We start from the raw sequence: 24,300 nt of genomic DNA on the forward strand, positions 1-24,300 counted from the left end.
GCCGCGTCGATAAGCCCGCGCCGGGAAAACCGTCTCAGGAAATCGTGTAGCGGTTTTGCGTGCCGCTCGTGTACACGTTGCGCGCAAGCGTGAGAATCTGCTCGCGATGCCGGTCGAAGGCGGCCAGCACGGCCGGTTCATCGGCGCCCACGCTCGGGCTCAGCGTCGAAATCACCGATTGATTGACGGCGAAAGCGATTTCACGCGCGTTGTCGTAGCCCCAGAAATTGACGCAATGGTGGAAGGCGTCGTAACTGCGGCTTGGGTTCGGAAAGTTGAGAGACATATCGGGCCCCCGCGAGATGTGTTTCCGCTTCACGGTGCGCTGAAAGGCCCACCCGGTCAAGCCCTCGTTTATCAGGAAGGGGCGCTACCAGGTCCGTTGCGCTCGGCCGGGCAAGGCATGAACCGCGCCGCGGGAGTCGCGCGCGGGTCCGAGCCTTGCTGACGTGTAAGCGTCTTCGACACCAGGAGCCAGATGATGAGCGACACCAAGGAACCCGCCAAAAACAAGCCGGCCGACATCGAGCATCCGCAACCGGCCGTGCACAGCGACAACGAGAAGAGCAAGCTGCCGGAACGCGACGATGAAGGGCGCAATCAGTCGCCGGCGGACAGTCCCGGCAAGAAACCGGGTGAAGGCGAACCGTCGGTTGGTTGAAATATCAAGCGCCAAACGGGAGGCGGCTTTGCTGCGTTTCAGCGACGAAGCCGCACAAATTTTTCTTTTGAAACCCTTTCAGAAGCCGGACAATTTTTTCCTATTTATTACCGATTATTTTTTTGACGTGATGAACTATTTTTCTGCTTGCAGCGATGTGTGCGTCAAGCAAACCGGCTGCCGCCCCTCAACTGATAACAAAGGCGACGCCCATGTCCATCCCTTCAACCTCCTTCAAGGGCCCTAAAGTTTCGATTTGCCTGCCCACCTGCGAGCGTCCCGAACTGCTCGTGCAGTGTATCGATTCGTGTCTTGCGCAGACCTACGGCAATCTGGAGATTCTGATCGGCGACGATTCGAGGAACGCGCAGACGCAGCAGATGATCGCCGCGCGCTATGGGAAGGAACCGCGCGTGCGCTACACGCTCAATCAGCCGCCGCTCGGCCAGGCGCGCAATGTGGCGAGCCTGTTCGAGCGCGCGAGCGGCGACAAGATCGCGCTGATTCACGACGACGACCTGCTCACCACGGACGGCATCGAGAAACTGGTGTCGCTGTGGAAGCGCCATCCGCGACTGGACGCGGCATTCGGCGATCAGTACGAGGCCGATCACACCGGCTCGATCGACTTGCGGGCCAGCACGCGCCTGAACACCGCGTTTCGACGGACGAAAGAAGCCGAAGGGCTGCAGCCGCTGCCCGGCCGAACCGGTCTGATCCAGATGTTCCCCAACAACGGCTGGATGGCCGACGCCAAACTCGTCAAACGGATCGGCTACAAGGAAGAATACGCGGTGTGCTGCGATTTCGTGTTCGGCACCGAACTCTGTCTCGCGGCGCGTGAGGTGTTTTATCTGCACGATTACGTGTCGGTGTATCGCAAGACGGCAACCTCGATCTCGCACCGCACGCGCGGCACCACGGCCGCCGCGGCGGTGAGCGCCTATGCGTTCGTCAAGGCGTTGAAGCTGCCGCCGCAACTGGAGCCGTCGCGCAAGCTCAGCTTGCGCCGTCTCGCGCCCATCGTCGTCTCGGTCCATGCGAAGAATCGGCTGGCGCCCGGCGGCTTGAAGATCGCGCTCTCCCATCTGTCCGCGTACAGGTATGGGCTCAGTATCCGGCTTTACTACCATCTGCTGATGCTCTCGCGCGCGGCGCTGCGCATACGGCCGCAGGCCGCCGCCGCGGCCACCGTCGCGGCGGTGGCCGCGGTGCCCGGTGTGGCCGCCGGGCAGGCCGCGGCGGTGACGGAGCTCGTCAAGGAACTCGCCGCGGAGCAATCGGAGCCGGTGTGACGCTTCATGGCGCGTGTGCGTATGCGTCTGCATGAGCGGCGGGTTGATTTCATCATTTGCGGAAGCTGGCTAGCGCGTGCGATATGCGCGTTTTCTGCTAAGCATCCGCTGCTTAGCAAACGCGTATTTGTTGCTTGGTCCGGCGCGCCATGCTGATTACGATGAAGTCGAACATCATCCGCCTCAAGGTGAGCCGCCATGTCCGACAGTGCCTGTTTCAAGCCCCGCGTGATCGAACCGGTCGTCGATAATCAGCCCGAGGGACTCGGGCTCGCGGTGGAGTTGTGGCTCGCCCATCCGGTCGACGGCATCGCCGGGCGCGCGGTGCAGATTCACTTGCGCAGCGGCGCGAAGATGGCGCAGGCCGAGGCGCTGCGCGATCTGCTGCATGCGTTCGGCACGGACATCGTGGTGGCTTGAAGCGCGTCCCTGCCCGGCTGCCGCATCGCGCGTTGCGGGCTTCGATAAAAAACGGCGGCCGGGTTGCCCCTGACCGCCGTTGTCAATCAGCGCTCAACCGCGCTGTCCGGGCGTCTTGCACGCTCACGGCTCGTGACGCAAATACCCTTCTTTCGACGGATCGCGCATGCGCAGCGCGACGAGGCCGGCGATCGCGCACAGCGCGGTGACGTACCAGTAGAACATCGACTCGTTGCCCACCGACTTCAGCCACAGCGCGACGTATTCCGCCGAGCCGCCGAAGATCGCGTTGGCCACCGCATACGACAAGCCCACGCCGAGCGCGCGCACTTCCGGCGGGAACATCTCCGCCTTGATCAGACCGCTGATCGACGTGTAGAAGCTGACGATCGCCAGCGCCAGCACGACCAGGCCGAAGGCCGCATACGGGCTCGTCACGTCTTTCAGCGCGTGCAGCAGCGGCACCGTGCCGATGGTCGCGAAGAAGCCGAAGAACAGCATCGAACGGCGCCGGCCGATACGGTCCGACAACGCGCCGAACGCCGGCTGCATGATCATGTAGACGAACAGCGCCGCGGTCATCACGTTGCTGGCCGTCTTGGCGTGCATGCCGGCCGTGTTGACCAGGTACTTCTGCATGTAAGTCGTGAACGTGTAGAAGATCAGCGAGCCGCCCGCCGTGAAGCCGAGCACCGTCATGAACGCGACCCGGTGGATCCACAGGCCGCGCAGCGTGCCGGCTTCCTTGCGTTGACGCGTCGCGGCGCTGGTGGTTTCGTCGAGCGATTTACGCAGGTACAGCGCGACCAACGCCGCCAACGCGCCGATCACGAACGGCACGCGCCAGCCCCACGCCTTCAGTTCCTCGGTGGAGAGCGTCTGTTGCAGGATCACCAGCACCAGCAGCGCGCACAACTGGCCGCCGATCAGCGTGACGTACTGGAACGACGCGAAGAAACCGCGCCGGCCCTTGAGCGCGACTTCACTCATGTAGGTTGCGCTGGTGCCGTATTCGCCGCCCACCGACAAGCCCTGGAACAGCCGCGCGACCAGCAGCAGCGCCGGCGCGAGCGCGCCGATCTGCGCATAGGTGGGCAGCACCGCGATGACGAGCGAGCCGCCGCACATCATGAAGACCGACACCATCATCGCCATGCGGCGGCCGTGCTTGTCGGCGAGTCGGCCGAAGAACCAGCCGCCGATCGGACGCATCAGAAAGCCCGCGGCGAACACGCCGGCCGTATTGAGCAACTGGGTGGTGGTGTTGCCGCTCGGGAAGAACGCGGGCGCGAAATACAGCGCGCAAAACGAATACACGTAAAAGTCGAACCACTCGACGAGATTGCCCGATGAAGCGCCAACAATCGCGAAGATACGGCGTCGTGTGTCGTGAGCCGAGGCCACGGTTTGGTCGGTTAGGTCGGTCATGCTTGTGTCTTTCCTTGTCTTTTGAACGGAGGTCGCGGTCTTGCTGCCGCCTTCACAACGCGCGCTGTGGCATAGCGTGGGTGCCGCGGTGGCACCGGAGCGTCACGGCCGGCACGCGTGCGCGAATTTTACAGAATCGCAAGACAAAGATGGGAGGTTTATGCGCGGGCCGTCAGGGTCGAGACGGCGAGCGAGCCGCCAACCCCTTACGGCGCGAAAGGTTCCAGCGAGAAAAAGCCCCTCTGGGCCTTCACGGACCCAGAGGGGCTTTTTTGACGAGTCAGACGGCTCATCCGGCCGGCGCTTTATGGGCGCACCAAGCGACGCACCAAGCGCCGCATCAAGCCCTCACCGCCGGCGGCACATAGCGGCACTCATAGCGCTTGCGCACCGTGCCGTTTTCATCGACGCTTTCCAGGTACACGTCGAACTGCCACAAGCGCGCCATGTGCTTGAGCACCTCGTCGCTATCCGACGACAGATGCCGGTTGTCGCTCATGAAATGCCGCAGCGTCAGGCTCCGGTCGCCACGCGTATTCACCGCCCACACCTGAATGTTCGGCTCGCGATGATGCATGTCGTACTGCCGCGACAACGCCTGACGCACGTACTGATAGCCGCTTTCGTCATGAATCGCGGAGACTTCGAGCGCGTCGCGCATGTCGTCGTCGAGCACGGAGAAGAGGCGCATTTCGCGGATCAGATGCGGCGACAGATACTGCGCGACGAAACTCTCGTCCTTGAAGTTGCGCATCGCGTAGTGCATGGCGGGCAGCCACGGACTGCCGGCGAGTTCCGGGAACCACTTGCGGTCCTCGTCGGTTGGCGCCTCGCAGATCCGGCGAATGTCGCTCATCATCGAAAAACCGAGCGCATACGGATTGATGCCGCTGTAGTAAGGCTTCGTGACCGGCGGCTGATAGACCACGTTGCTGTGCGAATGGAGAAACTCCATCATGAAGCCGTCTTCCAGCTTGCCCTGGTTGTACATCGTGTTGAGCAGCGTGTAGTGCCAGAACGTCGCCCAGCCTTCGTTCATCACCTGGGTTTGCCGCTGCGGATAGAAATACTGGCCGACCTTGCGCACGATGCGGATCACTTCCCGCTCCCACGGCTCGAGCAGCGGCGCATTCTTCTCCGCGAAATACAGCAGGTTTTCCTGCGGCTCCGGCGGATAGCGCTCCTCGATTTCCTCGGGCAACGGCGTGTGCCGGGTCGGCAAGGTGCGCCAGAGTTCGTTCACCTGCGATTGCAGATACGCCTCGCGCTCGCGGCGCGCGGCGAATTCCTTTTCGAGCGAGAGCTTCTGCGGACGCTTGTAACGGTCCACGCCATAATTCATCAACGCATGGCAGGAATCGAGCAGTTCTTCCACCCGGTCGAGCCCGAAACGCTCCTCGCACTCCGCGATGTAGTTCTTCGCGTAGACGAGGTAATCGATGATCGCGTGCGCGTCCGTCCAGAGCCGGAACAGGTAGTTGCCCTTGAAGAACGAGTTGTGCCCGTAAGCCGCGTGCGCGATGACGAGCGCCTGCATCGTCATCGTGTTCTCTTCCATCAGATACGCGATGCAGGGATTCGAATTGATGACGATCTCGTACGCGAGCCCCATCTGCCCGCGACGGTAGCTTTTTTCGGTGGAGAGAAAGTGTTTGCCGAACGACCAGTGACGGTAGTTCACCGGCATGCCGACGGACGCGTAGGCGTCCATCATCTGTTCGGCGCTGATGAGTTCGAGCTGGATCGGATAGACGTCGAGTTCATATTGCTCGGCGACGCGGGCAATATGCGAGTCGTACTCTTCGATCAATTCGAAGGTCCAATCGGACGGGCACGGCAGAGGCCTTCTATCGGCTACGTTCATACGGACTTCCCTTTGCCCCTCAGTGGGCGTTCCGGTGTGTCCCCGTGCTGCAGCGGTGTCGACTGCTCCGGTGGCGGCGCCTGCCTGATCCGCCCCACCCTCGGCATGCCCCGACTGACGCTGCGGCACGCCTTTTCCACGCTCCGGCTGATAGCCGCGCGCTTCGTTATGCAAATGCTTGGTCGTCATGAGGACGCCACCTGCTTTTCAAACAACTCACGAAAGACCGGATAAATGTCCGCCGCGGTTTCGACCTTCTTCATCGCCATGTGCGGCTGGCTCAGGGCCAGTTGCGCATATTCGAGCCACAGGTTCTGCTCTTCGGGCGTCACCTGAATATACGCAAAATAGCGCACCTTCTCCAGGATGTCATCCGCGAGTATCTTGCGGCACTTCGGCGAGTCGTCGGTCCAGTTGTCGCCGTCCGACGCCTGCGCGCCGTAAATGTTCCATTCGGTGGGCGAATAACGCTCCTCCATCACCTTCTGCATCAGCTCCAGTGCGCTCGACACCACCGTGCCGCCGCTTTCGGTCGAATGGAAGAAGGTGTCTTCGTCGACTTCCTCGGCGCGCGTATGGTGGCGGATGAACACGACCTCGATGCGCTCGTAATTACGCTTGAGGAACAGATACAGCAGGATGAAAAAGCGCTTGGCGAGATCCTTGCGCTGCTCGTCCATGGAACCCGACACATCCATCAGACAAAACATCACGGCCTGGCTGGACGGCGTGGGCTGCTTCACCCGGTTCACATAGCGCAGATCGAACGGGTCGATAAACGGAATGCGCCAGATGCGTCCCTTCAGGTGGTGAATTTCTTCCTCGAGCAGCTTGATCTCGTCGCGGCGGTCGTCGGGGTCGGCCTTCATGACCTCCAGTTGCCGCTCCATCTCGTGCAACTGATTGACGAGCGGCGCACCGAGCGCGATGCGGCGGCCCAGTGCGCTGCGCAGCGAGCGGACGACGTCGATGTTGTTCGGCGTGCCTTCGGCGGCCCAGCCCGCGCGGATGCTTTTCCACGTGGGCACGGCCATCAGATGGGTTTTGACGAGACGCGGCAGTTCGAGGTCGTCGAAGAAGTACTGCATGAATTCTTCGCGGCTCAGTTCGAACACGAAGTCGTCTTGACCCTCGCCTTCGTTGCTGGCCTGATTGCCCCCGCCACCGCCGCCGCCCCCTTGCGGGCGCTGGATCTTGTCGCCGCGGATGTAGTCGGAATTGCCCGGATGCACCATTTCCCGCTTGCCGCCGGGGCCATGCCGGAACGACGGCTCCGCGATGTCCTTGCGGGGAATCGTGATGCTCTGGGTGTTCTGGATGTCCTTGATGCTCCGGTCGCGAACCGCTTCCGAGACGGCGCGACGAATGTAGTTCTTAACGCGACGCAAAAAGCGTTCGCGATTGGCGATGCTTTTGTTCTTGCCTGCTAACCTGCGGTCGATGATTTGATGAAGCACACCGCTCTCCCGTGTCGATCGGAGTTAGCGCTTTAGCGCTTACTCCGATCCCATACACTCGTACGTCGATCGGAGTTAGCGCTTTAGCGCTTACTCCGATCCCATACACTCGTATGTCGATCGGAGTTGGCGCTTCAGCGCTCACCCGGACCCCATGCAACTGTACTAACTTCGGGCGAGGCGCAAGCCGCATGCGCAGCACAGCTATGTCCATGCGGCTCGCGCCTCGCAAGGTGCCCGCGCGGCGGAACCGCGCGGGCGGCACGCAATGCGCATCATGACGACTTGCGCACGCGCAGATACCAGTCACACAGCAAGCGCACCTGCTTCGGCGTATAGCCCTTCGTCACCATGCGATTCACGAAGTCTTCGTGCTTGCGTTGTTCCTCCGCCGAGCCCTTGGCGTTGAACGAGATCACCGGCAACAGTTCCTCCGTGTTCGAGAACATCTTCTTTTCGATCACGACGCGCAGCTTCTCGTAGCTGATCCACGCGGGATTCTTGCCCGCATTGGCAGCACGCGCGCGCAGCACGAAGTTCACGATCTCGTTGCGGAAGTCCTTCGGGTTGCTGATGCCCGCGGGTTTCTCGATCTTCTCCAGTTCGGCGTTCAGCGCCGCACGGTCGAAACTCTCGCCGGTGTCGTGGTCGCGGAACTCCTGATCCTGAATCCAGAAGTCGGCGTACGTCACGTAGCGATCGAAAATATTCTGACCATACTCGGAATACGACTCCAGATACGCGGTCTGAATCTCCTTGCCGATGAATTCGGCGTAGCGCGAGGCCAGCACGTCTTTAATGAACGACAGATACTTCTGCTCGGTTTCCGGCGGGAATTGCTCGCGCTCGATCTGCTGTTCGAGCACGTACATCAAATGCACCGGATTCGCCGCGACTTCGGTGGAATCGAAGTTGAACACCCGCGACAGGATCTTGAACGCGAAGCGGGTCGACACGCCGGTCATCCCTTCGTCCACGCCCGCGAAATCGCGGTACTCCTGATACGACTTGGCCTTCGGATCGGTATCCTTCAGATTCTCGCCGTCGTAGACCTGCATCTTCGAGAAGAGGCTGGAATTCTCCGGCTCCTGCAAACGCGTGAGCACCGACATCTGCGCCATCATCTTCAACGTGCCGGGCGCGCATACCGCACTCGCCAGCGACGAGTTGCGCAGCAGCTTCTCGTAGATCTTCACTTCCTCGCTGTAGCGCAGGCAGTACGGCACCTTCACCACGAAGATCCGGTCGAGCAGTGCTTCGTTGTTGCGGTTGTTGCGGAACGCCTTCCATTCGGACTCGTTCGAGTGGGCCAGGATCACGCCGTCGAAAGGAATCGCGCCGAAGCCTTCCGTGCCCTTGAAGTTGCCTTCCTGGGTCGCGGTGAGCAGCGGATGCAACACCTTGATCGGCGCCTTGAACATTTCGACGAATTCGAGCAGGCCCTGATTCGCGAGACACAGGCCGCCCGAGTAGCTGTATGCGTCGGCGTCGTCTTGCGCGTACTGTTCGAGCTTGCGGATGTCGACCTTGCCGACCAGCGACGAGATGTCCTGATTGTTCTCGTCACCCGGCTCGGTCTTGGCGATGCCGATCTGGCGAAGGATCGACGGATAGCGGCGCACCACGCGGAACTTGCGGATGTCGCCGTTATATTCGTGCAGGCGCTTGACCGCCCACGGGCTCAGAATGCTTTTGAGGTAGCGGCGTGGAATGCCATATTGCTCTTCGAGGATCGGACCGTCCTCGTCGTAATCGAACAGGCCGAGCGGCGACTCGTTGACCGGCGAGCCCTTGATCGCATAGAACGGCACGCGTTCCATGAGCTGCTTCAAACGCTCCGCGATCGACGATTTGCCGCCGCCGACCGGGCCCAGCAGATAGAGAATCTGTTTCTTTTCCTCGAGACCCTGGGCCGAATGCCGGAAGTACGCGACCACCTGCTCGATCACCTCTTCCATCCCGTAGAACTCACGGAACGCTGGGTATACCTTGATCACCTTGTTCGCGAAGATGCGCGACAGGCGCGGATCGTTGCGAGTATCGATCTGTTCCGGTTCCCCGATTGCCGTCAACATGCGTTCGCCAGCCGTGGCGTACGCGGCGGGATTGTCTTTGCAGAGCGCGAGATACTCCTCGAGCGAGAGTTCATCCTCTCGCGTTTTCTCGAAGCGGGTCGCGAAACTGCTGTAGATATCCATGCTACCTCCTCGCCGAAGTCTAGACCGATGTCGTGCGCGGCGCGCTATTCGGAAACGACATCGCTCGAATTCATCCTAAACCCTTTTAAATTTTTTTTCACGAACTACGTTGCGAAAATCGCGCCGTACCCGGCTACCGATATTCATCACTTGGAAACGGTGTATCGACAACCTACAATCTTGCGCGCAGGCCGCAGCAATCGCGAACCGCCGCTGTCGTGACAGCGCTGCCGCCATCTCGCCGCGACACACTCTGTTGCACCGCTGGCCCATGTCACGGCCATGCCCCCATTACACAGGTCACAGGTCGTATCGTTCATCGAACAAACCGGCTGCTGCACCGGACGATCTGTCCGCTCGCACCCGCATCGTCGTGAAAGCACGCACGTCCTACGCGTTTTTCGTGCCCGGCCATTCTCTTCATCAACGCGCGGCGCGGGCATCGGGTCTACACGAAAAAGCGCCTGTTACATGTTCGTGGCGTTGCGCGCATGGCGTGCCTTGCATCGGTGCGCCTTCAAGCGGTTCGTCAAGGCGCGAGCGGTTTTGTTCCGCGTCGTCCGCACCGACGCGAGGTGAATCGCACAGAGCCGCCCACTGATGCTTCAGCCCTCGTAGTAACCGCGTCCGCGATATGGTTAGCCGCCCGTATAACTGGATGACGGCGCAGCGGCAGTCCGCTTCAATAGGTGTATACGCAAGACGCGCGCAAGACGCACACAAGACGGCGGCAAGTCGCACCTTGGAGACGCCGTAAATGTAAAACGGCCACCCCGTGGGCAGCCGTTTGCATGAAGCTTCGTAATGAGCCGTTACAAGACAGTCGTGACAAGCGGGTTGTCACAAGCGCGCTGTAACCCGCGCTGTAACCGGCGGGTGTCGCATGCTCAGGTCAGATCGACCTCGACTTCGCCAAGGCCGTCGATATGGCCGCGCACGATGCCGGGCTTGTCCACATTGTGAGCGTCGACATAGGAACCCGTGGTGAGCGTCCAATCCGGTTCGATGGTGATGCCCATCGCCGCGCAATGGTTGACGAACCACACCAGCAGTTCGCGCGGGTCGCCCGCCGGATTGCCGGTCACTTCCGGCACGAGCGAGCGGCCGTTGAGACTCAGTTCGAGTTCGGGCGACACGAAATCGAAGCCGCGCGCGAGACCCGCGTAAGCCACCGGATGACCGGTGATCAGCGCGCCGTTGTTCTGCGCGTCGGCCAGTTGCGCGAGCGGCGCGACGTTCGGCCATTCGGCAAAGCGGCTATCGACGATTTCGATGGCCGGCAGCACGACGCCGACCTTCGCCAGCACCTCGTCGCGCGCATAGGCCCGCCCGCGCGGCTCGATCGCCTCGGCGAAGCGAAAGGCGATCTCCAGTTCCACCAGCACGCGGAAGAAACCGGCATGCGCGACCCGCGCCGGCGAGGGCAGCACCAGCGACGCCGGAATCGGCGCGCCCGCGGCGGCCCCGCCCGGCGCCTTGGCGCCGATCTTCCACGCACCGGTCGCATCACCGAGGCCCGCGATGACCGCCTGCTGGATCGCGTAGGCGGTGGCCGCGTCGGGCGGCAGGCTGTCGGGCGCGGGCACGTCGATCGGATGATGCTGCCGGCGTGCTTCGACGAGGCGGAGCGCGAGGTCGTGTGGCGTCATGTCGGTCCTTTATGGCTGGCGCGTTGAGCGGTTGGTTGCCGCGTGCCGGTTGGCGTGGACAGGCGTTACAGCGATTAAAGGCAGCGGGCTCGCACGCTTCAGGCAGACGATCCGCGCTGGCCGCGCAGCCGCGAGGAGCAGCAGCCGCGCCCGTCAATGTACCGGATCATGGCGCCCGCCAGGGCGTGAAGTGCGCCGTCGGCCCTACTTAATGCGCAAGCCATGAAAAAAGACCGCCGATGCCTGCGCGATCGCGGTCTTTTCGGGCGATGCGGTCATCCGCCGGGACGCGTTTCGAGTCGTCCCGGCGCCGCGAACGGATGCTCCGACAGAGGGCAAGGGATTAGAAAGTCTCCCAGTCCTGGTCGCCGCCGGCGCTGACGGGCGCCGCGGCTTTGGCCGGCGCTCTCGCGGGCGCTGCTGCGGGCGCCCTCGCAGGTGCCCTCGTGGCGGCGCTTGCGGCCGGAGCCTGCGGCGCGGGCCGCGCCGTGACGTGAGACATCTTGCGGGCCGCGACCGGACGCGCCGGCTTGGCCGCACTTCTCGCCGCCGCGCTCAGGGGCGCCTGGCCGCTTTCGTCCAACTGGAACACCGCGACCGCGGCGCGCAGCTTGCCCGCCTGGTCTTCGAGCGAAGACGCCGCCGCGGCCGCTTCCTCGACCAGCGCGGCATTTTGCTGCGTGACCTCGTCCATCTGCGTGACGGCGCGCGCCACCTGGTCGATGCCGCTGCTCTGCTCTTCCGAGGCCGCCGCGATCTCGCCCATGATGTCGGTCACGCGCTGCACCGCGCCGATGATTTCCGTCATCGTGCGGCCGGCCTGGTCGACCAGCGCCGAGCCGGACTGCACCCGCTCGACCGAAGTGTCGATCAGTTCCTTGATTTCCTTGGCCGCCGCCGACGAGCGCTGCGCGAGGCTGCGCACCTCGCCCGCCACGACCGCGAAACCGCGCCCGTCCTCGCCGGCCCGCGCCGCTTCCACGGCCGCGTTCAGGGCCAGGATGTTGGTCTGGAACGCAATGCCTTCGATGATCGAAATGATGTCCGCGATCTTCGCCGAACTCTGATTGATGTCGCCCATCGTGCCGACCACCTGCCCGACCACCGTGCTGCCGCGATTGGCGATCTCCGACGCATTGGCCGCGAGCGAGCTCGCCTGGCGGGCGTTGTCGGCGTTCTGCTTGACGGTGCCGGTCAGCTCTTCCATGCTCGACGCGGTTTCCTGCAACGCGGACGCCTGCTCCTCGGTGCGCGACGAGAGGTCGAGATTGCCGGCCGCGATCTGACGCGTGGCCGTCGCGATGGACTCGCTGCCGCTGCGCACCGTGCGCACCGTTTCGGTGAGACTGCGCTGCATCTTCGCGATCCCTTCGAGCAGCCGGCCCATTTCATCGCGCGACGTGACGACGACCGGGCGGCGCAGATCGCCGGCGGCGATCGCGTCGAAGTGACCGAGGGCTTCGTCGAGCGGACGGGCGATCGCGCGGCTCAGCACGAGATACGACAAGGCCGCGGCCAGCACGCCGACCAGCAGCGCGCCGGCGCTCACCAGCCGAAACAGGTCGAATTGGCTCTGCGCGGAGTCGTAACCCGCCTTCGCCGATTCGAACTGGAATTTGCGCAAGGCCTCGTCGGCGTTGGCGAGTTCGTTGTACGCCACCTGCAGACGCTTGGCGCTGTCGATCAGCTTGCTCTGATCGCTTGCCGCGACGATCGCGGCAAAGGCGTCCGCCTGCTGATGCAGCGCGTCGCGCTTGCCGACGACGACCTGTGCGAGACGGTCTTCCTCGGCGTCGCGCGGCAGGTCCATGTACTTTTTCCACCACGTGTCGGAGGTGGTGCGCATCAGGCGCGCGCGCTCGAGCGTGGGCGCCGATTCCGGCGTGCCGATCATGAACGCGGCGCGGTCGAGCGCCAGCCGTTCGCGCGCCGCGTACAGCTCCGCATTGCCGATGTCGACCGCGCTCGGCATGGCGTTGGTGAACGTGTCCTTATAGGCGTCGTTCGAACGGCTCATGCCGAACAGACCGAACACGCCGATGGCCACCAGCAGCGCGGCAAGGAATGCCATCGTCAGGCCAATGCGCGCCTTGATCGTGATGCCTTTGTTCAACATGCTTGTTCCTGTGCTTAGCAAATAAGAGAGCGCGTACGCGTGGGGCGTCTGCGTCGAGGCGTCCCTTTTTGGGTGCGGCGCTCTAAGTTTGTTTACGGCACGGAAAACGCATACTTGAAGTATTTATATGGTGTGAAGAAAGACGTTGTAACAAATTCGGCTCAACTTCAACGGCCCGGCAAGCGACGGCGCCGCGCGGATTACACGGCGTTTCGGGCAATGACGGGGTGTGAAAAAGGGGCGCTGAACGAACGCGCCACGGAATGAGCCGGGTTCTGGCGTGAGCCGAGCAGACGAGCCTGATGTGAAGGTCGAGCCCGGGCACCACGGCAGACGCTTTTGCGCGCCGCGCATCGTTGGCCTCGATGCGCGGCGGGCTCGCGGCCAATCAGGCCGAAGCGTCCAGTTCGGCGCGAGTGGGAATCGACGGCTGCGCGCCGGCGCGCGTCACCGAGAGCGCCGCCGCGCGCTGCGCGAAGCGGATCGCCGCATCGACGCTCGCGCCTTGCGCGAGTTGCGCCGCGAAGCCGCCGATGAAGGTATCGCCCGCCGCGGTCGTATCGACGGCTGCCACCCGCGGCGCGTCGTACAGCGTCGCGGCCCCGCCGTCGAGCGTCGCGTGCACGCCGCGCGGACCGAGCGTGACCAGCACGTTGCGCGCGCCGGCCGCGCGCAGCGCGGCGGCGGCCCGCGCCGCGTCCTCGGGCGAGGCGACCGGCAGACCGGTCAGCGTGGCGGCCTCGAGTTCGTTCGGGATCAGGTAGTCGATCAGCGGCAGCCAGTCGGCCGGCAACGGACCGGTGGCGGGCGCCGGATTCAGAATCACCGTCTTGCCCAGCCGCCGCGCCGCGGCAAGCGCCGCGCGCACGGTCGCGGGCGGTGTTTCGAGCTGGCAGATCACCACGTCGGCGGCGGCCAGCACGGCCTCGTGGCGGGCAATCGTTTCAGGCGTGACTTCGCCGTTGCTGCCCGCGACGATCACGATCGCGTTCTGGCTCGCATCGTCGACGACGATCAGCGCCACGCCGGTCGCCTGCGTCCCGGTTTCCAGCGCCGCGCAGTCGATGCCTTCCGCTTCGAGTCCGGCGCGCAGTTGCGCGCCATTGGCGTCCGCGCCGACGCAACCCAGCATCGACACCCGCGCGCCCAGCCGGGCGGCCGCGACCGCCTGGTTGCCGCCCTTGCCACCCGCCACCTGCGCGAACGTGCGGCCCGCGAGCGTCTCGCCGGGATGCGGCAGACGCGGCGCGCGCGCCACCAGATCCATGTTCAGACTACCGACCACCGTCACGCGTGAGCGCGTTTGCTGACTTGCCACTCCCTTCTCCCATAGTGCGGCGAGCTTTCGTGCGCTTCGCCGCCGTTGCGCTCATGCCGCCAGATTGCGTTTGCCCGCGCCCGCCCAGGTCGCGGTGGATTCGCGCACGATCAGCCGCGGCGACACGACGCGCCGGCGGCCGGATGCGCGCGCGGTGCCCGACGGGGTCCCGGCGATGCGTTCGATCAGCGTTTGCGCGGCCATGTCGCCGAGCGCGCGCACCGATTGCCCGACCGTCGACAGCGACGGGTAGGTGAAGCGTCCCAGTTCGATGTCGTCGAAACCGATGATCGAGCAATCGCGCGGCACGCTGATGTTGCGTTCCGCCGCCGCGCGCAGCGCGCCGATGCCCATCATGTCGTTGCCGGCGAAAATCGCCGACGGCTTCACCGTGTCGAACAGTTGCGCCGCCGCGCGATGGCCGCCCATGCCGGAAAAGTCGCTTTCGACGATCGCATCCGGCGGAATCTCGATGCCGCGCTCGGTCATCGCGCGGATGAAGCCGTGTACCCGCATCGCGCTCACCGCGGTCTCGACCGGCCCGGTAATGCAGCCGATCCGCACATGCCCCAGTTCGAGCAGATGGCGGGTGGCGAGATAGCCGCCCTTCTCATGGTCGATCTGCACCAGGTCCGCGTTCAGCCCCTCGATGTTGCGGTCGACGATCACGAGCGGCTCGCGCGCGTCGGCGAGCGCTTGCGCGAGCACCGCGTCGTCGCCGGCGGAGGCCACGATCAGCCCGTCGATGCGCTTTTCCTGCAACACGCGCAGATAGTTGCGCTGCTTGGCCGGGTCGTCGTCGGAATTGCAGAAGAACACGCAGTAGCCGTTGCGCGAGCAGCCGTCCTCGATGCCGCGCGCCAGTTCGGCGAAATACGGGTTCGTGCTGTTCGGCACCACCAGGCCGATCGTCGCCGTCGCCCGCGCCTTGAGCGAGCGGGCCACCGCCGACGGCACGTAGTGAAGCTGACGGATCGCGTGCTCGACCTTCGCGCGCACGTCGGCGGACACGGGCCGCGAGTTGTTCACCACGTGCGATACCGTCGTGAACGACACGCCTGCCACGGCCGCTACATCCTTGATCGTCGCCATAACTGTTGCTCTCCTGCCTGTTTTTTCCGCCGGTCGCGCCATCTGGCGACCCACCGGACGTCTTCATCGAAGACAGACCAAACCCATGAATTCTTACGCTTTACCGCTAACGACACCGTGACTGCTCATGCCGCGTCAATCTGCCGGGCCGCTGCGCGCCGCGAGCGGCTCAGGCGCGCTTGCGGCGGCTGCGATAGGTGTCGAGCACCACCGCCACCACGATCACCGCGCCGGTGATCATCCGCTTGGTCGGCTCGTTCGCGCCGATCTGCGCGAGGCCGGCCGCCAGCACCGAAATGATCAACACGCCAAAAAACGTACTGATGACCGAGCCGCGCCCGCCCATCAGGCTGGTGCCGCCGATCACCACCGCCGCGATCACCTGGAGTTCCACGCCGGCGCCCGCGTTCGGATCGGCCGCTTCCAGACGCGAAATCTGGAACAGCGCGGCCAGGCCCGCGAGCGCGCCCATCAACGCGAACACGATGACCTTGTACGGCCGCGGATCGACTCCGGCGAGCCGCACCGCTTCCTCGTTGGTGCCGATGCCGACCAGATAACGGCCGAATACCGTGCGCGTGAGCACCAGTTGCGCGATCACCATCACGGCCACCGCGATCAGGAACGCCGGCGAGATGCCGAAGGCGATCGGGTTCGACAGAAAATCGAAGGCGTCGCCGATATAGGCGGTGCGCGAATTCGTCATCTGATAGGCCATGCCGCGCGCCGCTTCCAGCACGCCGAGCGAGACGATGAACGACGGAATCCGCCAGCCCACCGTCACCGAACCGGTGATCGTGCCGGTCAGCGCCGCCGCCGCGACGCCTAGCAGCGCCGACGGCAACGGCCCCCAGCCCCACTTCAGCGCGGCCACGCTCACCACCGACCCGCCCAGCGCCAGCACCGAGCCCACCGACAGATCGATCCCGGCGATGATCAGCACGAAGGTCATGCCCACCGACATCACCACCAGATCCGGAATCTGGTTGGCGATCGTGCTGAATGTGTCGTAGGTGAGAAAGTGCGAACTGAGCAGCGAGAACAGCACGATCATCGCCAGCAGCGCGCCGGCCAGACCCAGGTAATTCGAAAAGCCGAGGCGCGTGCCCGCCGGCTTGCCGCTCGCGAGCGGCGCGGACGGGTCGGCCGGCGGCATGGCGTTGTTCGTGCTGTTCGCGTTGGCCGCGCCCTGCTTGCCATTCGGTGCTTCACGCAACGATTGATCGGTCATGACAGACTCCCTGCTTCGTTGGTGTCGGGGACGGCGTGGAGCAACGCTTCGCGGCTGCGGTAGCCGGCGAACGCCGCGGCCAGCAACGCATCCTGCGACCAGCCGTCGCGTTCGAACACACCCGTCATGCTTCCCGCGGACATCACGCCGATCCGGTCGCAGATCAGCATCAGCTCGCGCAGGTCGCTCGACACCACGACGAGCGCGCGCCCTTCCCGAGCCAGCGCGCCCATCAAGCCATAAATATCGAACTTCGCGCCGACGTCGATGCCGCGCGTGGGTTCGTCGAATAACAGCACGCGGCAATCGCGCGCGAGCCAGCGGCCGATCACGACCTTCTGCTGGTTGCCGCCCGACAGTTCGCCGACGATCTGCCCCGGCCCCGAACTGCGAATCCGCATGGCGTCGATCTGCTTTTGCGCGAGCGCGTTCTCACGCCGCGCGTCGACGATGCCATGCCGCGCCACGCTGCCGATATTGCCGAGCGACACGTTGGCCGCGATCGGCTGCGGCAGCAAAAGGCCTTCGCCTTTGCGGTCCTCGGTGATCAGCGCGATGCCGGCGCGCACCGCGTCCGTGGGCGAGGCGATGTGCACGGGCGTGGGCGGCGCGCCCGGTTTCGACGCCAGCGCGACCGTGCCGCCGTCCTTCTGATCGGCGCCGTAAATCAGCCGCATCAGTTCGGTGCGGCCCGCGCCGATCAGCCCGCTAATGCCGAAAATCTCGCCCGCGCGCACCTCGAACGAGACCTCGCGCACCACCTTGCCGCGCGTGAGCTTGTCCACCTTCAGAAGCGGCGCGCCGATATCGCGCACGCCCAGATCGATCCGCTCGCCGAGTTCACGGCCCACCATCCACGTGACGATGTCGTCGCTCGTCAGGTTGGCCATCGCGTCGACATGCACCAGCCGGCCGTCGCGCAGCACCGCGACCCGCTCGGCGACGCGCGCGAGTTCCTCCAGCCGATGCGAGATGTAGACCAGCGCGACGCCGCGCGCCTTCAGGCAGTCGATCTGCTCGAACAGCAGATCGACTTCGCGCGCGGTCAGCATCGCGGTGGGTTCGTCGAGAATCAGCACGCGGCAGTCGTCGATCAGATTGCGGGCGATCTCCACCATCTGCTGATGGCCGATGCCGAGTTCGCCGACGAGCGTATCGGGATCGATCGCGTCGAGGCCGACTTGCGCCATGGCATGGCGCGCGTCCTCGCGCAGCTTGCGGCGGTCGATCCAGCCGAAGCGGAACGCGCCCGCCTGCGGCAAGCGGTTGAGGAACAGGTTTTCGGCCACCGACAGCGTCGGCAGCAGATTGAGTTCCTGCATCACCATGCGCACGCCGAGCGCTTCGGCTTCGGTGCGGCTCGCCGGCGCATACGGCTCGCCGCCGAGGCGCATCGCGCCGGTGGTCGGGTCGACGAGCCCGCCGATGATCTTGGACAGCGTACTCTTGCCCGCGCCGTTCTCGCCGGTCAGCGCCAATACCTCGCCGGCGCGCAACGACAGCGAAACGTCGGCGAGCACCGGTTCGGCATAGGTCTTGCCGATGCCGCTAACGGACAGTACGGCAGGCACGGCGTCGTGGTCGGTTGAATCCATCGCGATCCTGGTTCGGGGCGGCCGGCGCGGTCTCATGCGATTCACTCGAATGAGGCCGCGGCCGATCGCCACGTGTCATGCCGGCCCAATGCGCGGAATGCGCAGGCGCTCACGGCCACGCACCCTCCCGCCGCGCGGCCACCGTCATGACGCTTACCTCTGGCATTAACGGCGGCGCGGCAGGTTTCTTGAGCGTTTATTGAATTGCCGCGGGTTCGTGTCTCGCCCGCATGCATAGGGCATGCGACGGCGTGAGCGCGAACCCCGGAGCCGGGCTCGTTGCGGTGCTTATTGCTGTGCTTATTGCGGTGCTTACTGCGGTGCTTATTGCTGTGCTTATCGCGGTGTTTTCCCGGCGACGCTTACTTCGTCACCAGGTCGCACGGCGTTTCCACCACGCCGGACAACTGCGACTGCTTCTTGTGCTCGGCGATCGCCTTCAACGCCGTATCGATGCCGAACACGGCCTGCTTGGCGGCGTATTGATCGGCGGTGGCGAGCACGCGGCCGTCCTTCAGCATCGGCTTGATCGCGCCGATGTTGTCGTAGCCGACCACCATCACCTTGCCCTGCTTGCCCGCCGCGCGCACCGCCGAGACCGCGCCGATCGCCATGTTGTCGTTGCCGGCGAGCAGCGCCTTCAGGTTCGGGTACTCGTTGAGCATGGCCGAGGCCACCGCATTGCCCTTGTCGATTTCCCATTCGCCCGATTGCACCGAGACGACCTTCGCGCCGACGCTCTGCATCGCGTCCTTGAAACCGGCGGTGCGCTGCTGCGCGTTGGTGGTGGTCGACACGCCTTCGAGAATCCCGACCTCGTCGCCCGCCTTCAGCTTTTTGGCCAGATAGTCGCCGACCTTCTGCGCGCCCTTGCGGTTGTCCGGTCCGACGAACGGCACGTTCAGATCCTTTGACTTGAGCACGTCCGGGTCGAGCCGGTTGTCGATGTTCACGACGATGATGCCCGCGTCGACCGCCTTCTTGACGACCGGCACCAGCGCCTTCGAATCGGCCGGCGCGAGCACGATCGCGTCGACCTTGGACACGATCATCTGCTCGACGATGCGAATCTGGTTCGCCGTATCGGTCTCGTCCTTGATGCCGTTGGTGATCAGGTCGAACTGGCCGGGATTGTGTTTCTGGTAATCCTTCGCACCGTTTTCCATGGTGAGGAAGAACTCGTTGGCGAGCGACTTCATCACCAGCGCCACCTTCGGCTTATGAGCGGGCGCGGTTTGCGCGTAAGCGGCGGAAAACGGCAGCGCGGCGGTAGCGGTGGCGAGAACGGCGGCCGCCAGCAGGCGGCGGCGAATGCGATGGCTCATGCATATCTCCAAGGTTTGTCGGACTCGCGGGCGAGCCGTATTTTTAGTGACGCGCAAACGTTTGCGGGGCCTATTCTCAGCGCAGCCTGGTCGCATTGTCAACGATTCGCGGTGTTGCAGTGCACCGGGGCGCAGAATATGCGGCGGTGCGTGGCGGTCGATCGATTCGACCCGGCGCGTGTGTCGAGCGCGCCGGCAGGCGGCGTGTTGGCAAGGGTCCTCGCGGGGTGCGTACGTGGCTGAATTGCCGCCGGCTGCAAGGTCAGCGGCCAACGGGCCGCCTATGCTGGACTTTTATTGCGCGCGGTGCAAGCGTGAACATGCGCGGCGTCCCGGATGACCCGCGCGTTGCACAGCGGCGCGCTGGACGCCGGATCAGAGCCAGCCGGCTTTGCGGAAACGCCAGTACAGCACGAAATCGACCGTCGCCATGACGGTTAGACAGATGGGATAGCCGTACCGGTAGTGCAATTCGGGCAGATTCTGGAAGTTCATTCCGTAGATGCCGGCGATCATGGTCGGCACCGCGAACAGCGCCGCGAACGAGCCGAGCCGCTTGGTCACCTCGCTCTCCGCGAGCGAAATCATGCCGAGATTGACCTGCACGGCCGTGACGATCATTTCGCGCCGGCCGTCGATGGTGCGCACGATCCGTTCGAGGTGGTCGTAGACATCGCGGAAGTACGCCTGCATGCCTTCGCAAACACTGGGAATACGCCCGCCCGTCAGCTTGCTGATGGCTTCCTGAAGCGGCGCGATATGGTGCTGCAACGTGACGAGGCGCCGCTTCAGCGAGTACAGATCCTGGATGATCGCGCGCGATGCCGCCGAATTGTTGCGATCGAAAATGCGGTCTTCCAGTTGCTCGATCTCGGCGTTCATCGCCTGGACGATCGGGAAATAGCGATCGACGATGTCGTCGACGAGCGCGTACAGCACGAACGCCGAGCCCTTCTTGAGCAGCTTCGGCTCGCGCTCGCAGCGCGCGCGCACGTTCTGAAAGCCGGCGCGCGTGCCGCGGCGCACCGAGAGCACGTAGTTGCGCCCCACGAACACGTCGACCTCGCCGATCACCAGCTCGCCGTCTTCGTCCATTTCGACCGTGTGCATCACCGCGAACAGCGACTCGCCGTACTCCTCGATCTTGGGGAGCTGATGGCCCTTCTGCGCATCCTCGATCGCGAGCTCGTGCAGGCCGAACTCGTGTTTCATCACGGCCAGCTCGCCCGGCCCGGGGTCTTTCAGCGCGACCCAGACGAAGCACTCGGGCCGCGCCACGTAGTCGCTGATGCTATCGATGTCGATGTCAGCCAGCTTCCGGCCGTCCTGATAGGCGGCGCAATTGATCAGCATGTTGGATTACCTTGAAAACGAAACCGGCAGGCGCCGCGGCGCGGTGTAAGCCGAACGTCGGATTCGCATGAACGAATGCGATAGCCGTCATGTTAACGGGCTAACGGGGCGCCGCATCGACCTCATGTATCGAATTGTTATACCCCGGGCGCGATGAATGCGCGCCCCTTGCGTGACGCCGTGTTCTTCTTCATGATCGCTGCAAAGCCCGGTGCCGTGGACGCGAGCGTCACGGCTTCGCCCGCCGCGAACATGATTTGCCCGCACTTCCGCTTCGCTGCACCGGCCATGCGCGACACTCGCCGCCCGCCTCGCCGGATAGACATAACGACCAAGGAGACTGCAATGTGGTACTTCACCTGGATTCTCGGCATCGGCGTGGCATTGGGCTTCGGCATTATCAACGTCATGTGGCTGGAAGCCAACGGCAAGTTCGCGCGCGACCCGCAATCCGCCGGCAGCGCGTCCGGCACCGCCGAGGACACGCCTTGACCCGTCTGGTTTTTTTCTGCGGTCACGCGGGCACCGGCAAGACCACGCTTGCGAAGAAGCTGATCGGTCCGCTGATGAAGGCCACCGCATCGCCCTTCTGCCTGCTCGACAAGGACACGCTCTACGGCAGCTATAGTGCGGCCGCCATGGGCATGCTCACAGGCGATCCGAACGATCGCGACAGTCCGCTGTTTCTGGAGCATCTGCGCGAACCCGAGTATCGCGGCCTGCTCGATACCGCCCGCGACAATCTCGCGCTCGGCATCAGTGCGCTGGTGGTCGGGCCGTTGTCGCGCGAGGTGCGCGAACGGCGCCTGTTCGATCGCGCCTGGCTGGGGGTCGATGCGAACGTCGCGCTGCGGGTCGTATGGGTCCATACGTCGGAAGAGACCGCGCATCAGCGTATCGTCGCGCGCGGCAATCCGAACGACGCCTACAAGCTCGCGCACTGGGACGAGTACCGGCAGCGCCGCTTCGTGCCGAGCGGCGACCTTTGCGAGGACCTGTTGATGTTCGACAATACCGCGCCCGCCGCGGCGGATTACGAGGCGCTGCTGGCGCGGATCGTCGGTGAGCCGCTTGCGGTGTCGGGGATGCCGCCGGTGCCTGTGTAGCGCGGGCCCTGGTCGTAGTGACGGTGTGGATGCGGGTGTCGCGCCGGGCTTGCGCCCGACTTGTTTCCCTACTCGTCCGATATAAAAAACGCCCCGCATGGCGGGGCGTTCGAGTGGTCCTCTGCGGGACCTTTCTGCTTGCTCGTGGCGGACGGTTCGACAACAACCGCGTCGACAACCACGTCGCCGCCCAATCGCACGGCCCCTAGCATCGAGCCTTTCGCAACCGCGCCGCCTTACACCGTCGCCATCGCATCCAGCGAGCGGCCTTCATACAACTGGCCGAAGCGGTTCGCGAGGAACTCGCGCAGCGATACCTGCTCCTGGCGCACAAAGCCGCTTTGCGGCAGCTTCTTCTCGCGAAACAGATCGAGCACCGCGCACATCGCGCCGGCCGTGGTGATCTGAATCGCGCTCATCGGCACGCCGCACACCGTCTTCGCGAAGATCTTGCGCGTGAACACCTCCTGCACCAGTTGACCGTCGCGCATGCCGCTCACGGTGATGAACACCAGCACCACGTCCTGCGCGGTGGCCGGCACCGAACGGCGCAGGATGGTCTTGAGCGTGTCGCGGTCGCTCGACAAACGCAGGTCTTCCAGCAGGAACTGCATCAGGTTGCGGTGGCCCGGATAGCGCACCGACTTGTAGTCGAGCGATTCGACGCGGCCCGACAACGTCTCACACAGCGTGCCCAGGCCGCCGGAGGTGTTGAAGGCTTCGTATTCGGTGCCGTCGAGCGAGAAATGCTCGAGGCCTTCGAGCGGCTGCACCCATTGCGTGCGGCTGTCGCGGATCGCTTCGCACGGCTGGCAGTATTCGTTGATCAGACCGTCGACGCTCCACGTCAGGTTGTACTTCAGCGCATTGGTCGGAAATTCCGGCAGCGCGCCCACGCGCATCTTGACGTCGCGGATTTCCGTGAAGCGGTTCGCCAGTTCATGCGCGGCGATGCCGATGAAGCCCGGCGCGAGACCGCATTGCGGCATGAAGGCGTGCTCGGCGCCGTCGGCGATCGCGCGGATCGCGTGGGTGGCGCGCACGTCCTCGGTCAGGTCGAAGTAATGCACGCCCGCGCCCTTGGCCGCCGAGGCCACGTTCACGGCCAGGTAATAAGGCAGCGCGTTGACGAGCGCATCGAAGCCTTGCATCGCGGCGCGCAGCGCGGCGGCATCGGCGGAATCGACGCGGCGGGTCGGAATGCCCTGGGCGGAAAGCTTGTCGAGCGCGTGCTGGTCGCGGTCGAACGCGACGACATCGTAGTCGCCGGTGTCGCGCAACAGGTGGGCAATGGTGTGACCGATCAAACCTGCGCCAACGATGGCTACTTTCATGCGCTTCTCCAATTTTTTGTGTGCGCTGTCTCAAGCGTGGAAGTGCGCTGCGCGCTACGCGCCGCGCCCGGCGGGCCGAACCCTTGAGACACAGTTTAGGGAGAATCAAAAACAGTTCATACACGCAAAATGCTGCGTTATGACCATAGACTTCGACGTTATGACGACACGGCCAGTCTAAATGTCGAAAACGTATAAAAATGGCGTAAGCGGCGCGCGCTGCGCTCACACCATGCCGCGGTCGATCTTGCGCGCGAGAATGATCGAGGTCGTGGTCCGCACGACGCCTTCCAGCCCGCCGATCTGATCGAGCAGATCGTTGAGGCGATCGGGCGAATCCGCGCGCAGCCACGCGACGTAATCGAACTCGCCGCTCACCGCGCACAGCAACTGCACCTCCGGCATCTTGCCGAGCCGCTTCTGCACCGCCGGCCCGTGCCGCGGCGCGATGATGATGCCGACGTACGCATAGATGCTCGAGTCGAGCACGTCCTGGCCGAGCCGCACGCTATAGCCCGCGATCACGTTGCTGCGTTCGAGCCGCGCGATGCGCGCGATCACGGTGGTGCGTGCCACGCCCAGTTGGCGCGCGAGATTGGCGACGCTCTCGCGCGCATTGGCTTGCAGCAGCGCAACGAGGTTGCGGTCGAGGTCGTCGAGTTGATCGAGGCGCGGAGGTCTCATCGGGAAGAAGGAAGTGGTTGATCGGTGGCCGGATGGATTATCGCGCGTCTTCAATCGCGAGAGGGGCGATGCGGTGACCCGGCACACCTGGTCCCCCGACAGAATTCATACGTCAAGGCCGGTGGTGCGTTTCCGCTGATCTTTGGTCTTACGCCCCACCGCCCCCACCTCAGT

Annotated in this window: 21 protein-coding genes; 6 read left to right on the forward strand and 15 right to left on the reverse strand. The window is 64.2% G+C overall.

The annotated features are described in order from the left end of the window. Nucleotides 1-34 precede the first annotated feature (34 nt). A complete protein-coding gene (locus tag CUJ90_RS09475) occupies nucleotides 35-286 on the reverse strand; it encodes a DUF1488 family protein (protein ID WP_073431083.1) in 252 nt (83 codons plus the stop codon). A gap of 195 nt (nucleotides 287-481) precedes the next feature. Between CUJ90_RS09475 and CUJ90_RS09480 the strand changes: the two genes are divergently transcribed. The 4 genes from CUJ90_RS09480 (at nucleotide 482) to CUJ90_RS09490 (ending at nucleotide 2,376) form a co-directional block, all read left to right on the forward strand. Further along, nucleotides 482-661, forward strand: coding sequence for a hypothetical protein (locus tag CUJ90_RS09480; RefSeq protein ID WP_114163507.1), 180 nt, complete (start codon nucleotides 482-484; stop codon nucleotides 659-661). Next, complete coding sequence (locus CUJ90_RS32345; protein WP_143031968.1) at nucleotides 636-908, forward strand: hypothetical protein; 273 nt, start codon at nucleotides 636-638, stop codon at nucleotides 906-908. The genes CUJ90_RS09480 and CUJ90_RS32345 overlap by 26 nt, the downstream gene beginning before the upstream one ends. Beyond that, entirely contained in the window at nucleotides 874-1,956 is a 1,083-nt protein-coding gene (locus CUJ90_RS09485) for a glycosyltransferase family 2 protein (protein ID WP_114162534.1), read from the forward strand. The genes CUJ90_RS32345 and CUJ90_RS09485 overlap by 35 nt, the downstream gene beginning before the upstream one ends. A gap of 198 nt (nucleotides 1,957-2,154) precedes the next feature. Beyond that, complete coding sequence (locus tag CUJ90_RS09490; protein WP_073431080.1) at nucleotides 2,155-2,376, forward strand: hypothetical protein; 222 nt, start codon at nucleotides 2,155-2,157, stop codon at nucleotides 2,374-2,376. A 123-nt stretch (nucleotides 2,377-2,499) separates the two neighbouring features. Here the strand turns inward: CUJ90_RS09490 and CUJ90_RS09495 are convergent, their stop codons facing one another. The 12 genes from CUJ90_RS09495 to corA form a co-directional block, all read right to left on the reverse strand. Then, complete coding sequence (locus CUJ90_RS09495; RefSeq protein ID WP_114162535.1) at nucleotides 2,500-3,804, reverse strand: MFS family transporter; 1,305 nt, start codon at nucleotides 3,802-3,804, stop codon at nucleotides 2,500-2,502. 340 nt (nucleotides 3,805-4,144) lie between these two features. Further along, nucleotides 4,145-5,857, reverse strand: a complete 1,713-nt coding sequence (locus CUJ90_RS09500; protein ID WP_073431078.1) for a SpoVR family protein — start codon at nucleotides 5,855-5,857, stop codon at nucleotides 4,145-4,147. After that, nucleotides 5,854-7,125 (reverse strand): YeaH/YhbH family protein, encoded by a 1,272-nt coding sequence (locus tag CUJ90_RS09505; RefSeq protein WP_073431077.1) that lies wholly within the window; start codon nucleotides 7,123-7,125, stop codon nucleotides 5,854-5,856. Before CUJ90_RS09505 ends, CUJ90_RS09500 begins: the two co-directional genes overlap by 4 nt. Before the next feature lie 275 nt (nucleotides 7,126-7,400). Further along, nucleotides 7,401-9,323: a PrkA family serine protein kinase gene (locus tag CUJ90_RS09510; protein WP_073431076.1), complete on the reverse strand. Its 1,923-nt coding sequence runs from the start codon at nucleotides 9,321-9,323 to the stop codon at nucleotides 7,401-7,403. Between the two features lie 887 nt (nucleotides 9,324-10,210). After that, complete coding sequence (locus tag CUJ90_RS09520) at nucleotides 10,211-10,972, reverse strand: hydratase (RefSeq protein WP_073431074.1); 762 nt, start codon at nucleotides 10,970-10,972, stop codon at nucleotides 10,211-10,213. Between the two features lie 343 nt (nucleotides 10,973-11,315). Beyond that, the gene (locus CUJ90_RS09525; protein WP_114162536.1) at nucleotides 11,316-13,088 is read right to left on the reverse strand and encodes a methyl-accepting chemotaxis protein; all 1,773 of its coding nucleotides are present in this window, start codon (nucleotides 13,086-13,088) and stop codon (nucleotides 11,316-11,318) included. Nucleotides 13,089-13,476: 388 nt separating this feature from the next. Continuing rightward, entirely contained in the window at nucleotides 13,477-14,406 is a 930-nt protein-coding gene (rbsK, locus tag CUJ90_RS09530; protein ID WP_114162537.1) for a ribokinase, read from the reverse strand. Nucleotides 14,407-14,457: 51 nt separating this feature from the next. Then, on the reverse strand, nucleotides 14,458-15,498 hold the full coding sequence (locus CUJ90_RS09535) for a LacI family DNA-binding transcriptional regulator (protein ID WP_073431071.1): 1,041 nt from the start codon (nucleotides 15,496-15,498) through the stop codon (nucleotides 14,458-14,460). A gap of 169 nt (nucleotides 15,499-15,667) precedes the next feature. After that, on the reverse strand, nucleotides 15,668-16,729 hold the full coding sequence (locus CUJ90_RS09540; protein WP_073431070.1) for an ABC transporter permease: 1,062 nt from the start codon (nucleotides 16,727-16,729) through the stop codon (nucleotides 15,668-15,670). Continuing rightward, nucleotides 16,726-18,324 (reverse strand): sugar ABC transporter ATP-binding protein, encoded by a 1,599-nt coding sequence (locus CUJ90_RS09545; protein ID WP_114162538.1) that lies wholly within the window; start codon nucleotides 18,322-18,324, stop codon nucleotides 16,726-16,728. The genes CUJ90_RS09540 and CUJ90_RS09545 overlap by 4 nt, the downstream gene beginning before the upstream one ends. Nucleotides 18,325-18,686: 362 nt before the next feature. Further along, nucleotides 18,687-19,649 (reverse strand): sugar ABC transporter substrate-binding protein, encoded by a 963-nt coding sequence (locus CUJ90_RS09550; RefSeq protein ID WP_073431068.1) that lies wholly within the window; start codon nucleotides 19,647-19,649, stop codon nucleotides 18,687-18,689. Between the two features lie 375 nt (nucleotides 19,650-20,024). Further along, nucleotides 20,025-21,002, reverse strand: a complete 978-nt coding sequence (corA, locus tag CUJ90_RS09555; RefSeq protein WP_073431067.1) for a magnesium/cobalt transporter CorA — start codon at nucleotides 21,000-21,002, stop codon at nucleotides 20,025-20,027. Nucleotides 21,003-21,347: 345 nt separating this feature from the next. On the opposite strand from corA, the gene cydX reads away from it, so the two are divergent. Next, a complete protein-coding gene (gene cydX / locus CUJ90_RS09560) occupies nucleotides 21,348-21,494 on the forward strand; it encodes a cytochrome bd-I oxidase subunit CydX (RefSeq protein WP_114162539.1) in 147 nt (48 codons plus the stop codon). Continuing rightward, the gene (locus CUJ90_RS09565; RefSeq protein ID WP_114162540.1) at nucleotides 21,491-22,108 is read left to right on the forward strand and encodes a P-loop nucleotide/nucleoside kinase family protein; all 618 of its coding nucleotides are present in this window, start codon (nucleotides 21,491-21,493) and stop codon (nucleotides 22,106-22,108) included. The genes cydX and CUJ90_RS09565 overlap by 4 nt, the downstream gene beginning before the upstream one ends. Before the next feature lie 236 nt (nucleotides 22,109-22,344). Here CUJ90_RS09565 and CUJ90_RS09570 read toward each other — a convergent pair whose 3' ends face one another. Both CUJ90_RS09570 and CUJ90_RS09575 read right to left on the reverse strand, forming a co-directional pair. Continuing rightward, nucleotides 22,345-23,442 (reverse strand): saccharopine dehydrogenase family protein, encoded by a 1,098-nt coding sequence (locus CUJ90_RS09570; protein WP_114162541.1) that lies wholly within the window; start codon nucleotides 23,440-23,442, stop codon nucleotides 22,345-22,347. Nucleotides 23,443-23,667: 225 nt separating this feature from the next. After that, nucleotides 23,668-24,126 (reverse strand): Lrp/AsnC family transcriptional regulator, encoded by a 459-nt coding sequence (locus tag CUJ90_RS09575; RefSeq protein ID WP_073431062.1) that lies wholly within the window; start codon nucleotides 24,124-24,126, stop codon nucleotides 23,668-23,670. Nucleotides 24,127-24,300 lie beyond the last annotated feature (174 nt).

Origin of the sequence: Paraburkholderia terricola (genome assembly GCF_003330825.1) — a bacterium.
Lineage (GTDB): Bacteria > Pseudomonadota > Gammaproteobacteria > Burkholderiales > Burkholderiaceae > Paraburkholderia > Paraburkholderia terricola.

Bases quoted from the DNA above. Each gene is read 5' to 3' on its own strand.
- CUJ90_RS09545 (WP_114162538.1), bottom strand. From the start codon at position 18,324: ATGGATTCAACCGACCACGACGCCGTGCCTGCCGTACTGTCCGTTAGC.
- CUJ90_RS09525 (WP_114162536.1), bottom strand. From the start codon at position 13,088: ATGTTGAACAAAGGCATCACGATCAAGGCGCGCATTGGCCTGACGATG.
- CUJ90_RS09480 (WP_114163507.1), top strand. From the start codon at position 482: ATGAGCGACACCAAGGAACCCGCCAAAAACAAGCCGGCCGACATCGAG.
- corA (WP_073431067.1), bottom strand. From the start codon at position 21,002: ATGCTGATCAATTGCGCCGCCTATCAGGACGGCCGGAAGCTGGCTGAC.
- CUJ90_RS09500 (WP_073431078.1), bottom strand. From the start codon at position 5,857: ATGACGACCAAGCATTTGCATAACGAAGCGCGCGGCTATCAGCCGGAG.
- CUJ90_RS09540 (WP_073431070.1), bottom strand. From the start codon at position 16,729: ATGACCGATCAATCGTTGCGTGAAGCACCGAATGGCAAGCAGGGCGCG.
- CUJ90_RS09550 (WP_073431068.1), bottom strand. From the start codon at position 19,649: ATGAGCCATCGCATTCGCCGCCGCCTGCTGGCGGCCGCCGTTCTCGCC.
- CUJ90_RS09520 (WP_073431074.1), bottom strand. From the start codon at position 10,972: ATGACGCCACACGACCTCGCGCTCCGCCTCGTCGAAGCACGCCGGCAG.
- CUJ90_RS09570 (WP_114162541.1), bottom strand. From the start codon at position 23,442: ATGAAAGTAGCCATCGTTGGCGCAGGTTTGATCGGTCACACCATTGCC.
- CUJ90_RS09510 (WP_073431076.1), bottom strand. From the start codon at position 9,323: ATGGATATCTACAGCAGTTTCGCGACCCGCTTCGAGAAAACGCGAGAG.
- CUJ90_RS09535 (WP_073431071.1), bottom strand. From the start codon at position 15,498: ATGGCGACGATCAAGGATGTAGCGGCCGTGGCAGGCGTGTCGTTCACG.
- cydX (WP_114162539.1), top strand. From the start codon at position 21,348: ATGTGGTACTTCACCTGGATTCTCGGCATCGGCGTGGCATTGGGCTTC.
- CUJ90_RS09490 (WP_073431080.1), top strand. From the start codon at position 2,155: ATGTCCGACAGTGCCTGTTTCAAGCCCCGCGTGATCGAACCGGTCGTC.
- CUJ90_RS09495 (WP_114162535.1), bottom strand. From the start codon at position 3,804: ATGACCGACCTAACCGACCAAACCGTGGCCTCGGCTCACGACACACGA.
- CUJ90_RS09475 (WP_073431083.1), bottom strand. From the start codon at position 286: ATGTCTCTCAACTTTCCGAACCCAAGCCGCAGTTACGACGCCTTCCAC.
- CUJ90_RS09485 (WP_114162534.1), top strand. From the start codon at position 874: ATGTCCATCCCTTCAACCTCCTTCAAGGGCCCTAAAGTTTCGATTTGC.
- CUJ90_RS09575 (WP_073431062.1), bottom strand. From the start codon at position 24,126: ATGAGACCTCCGCGCCTCGATCAACTCGACGACCTCGACCGCAACCTC.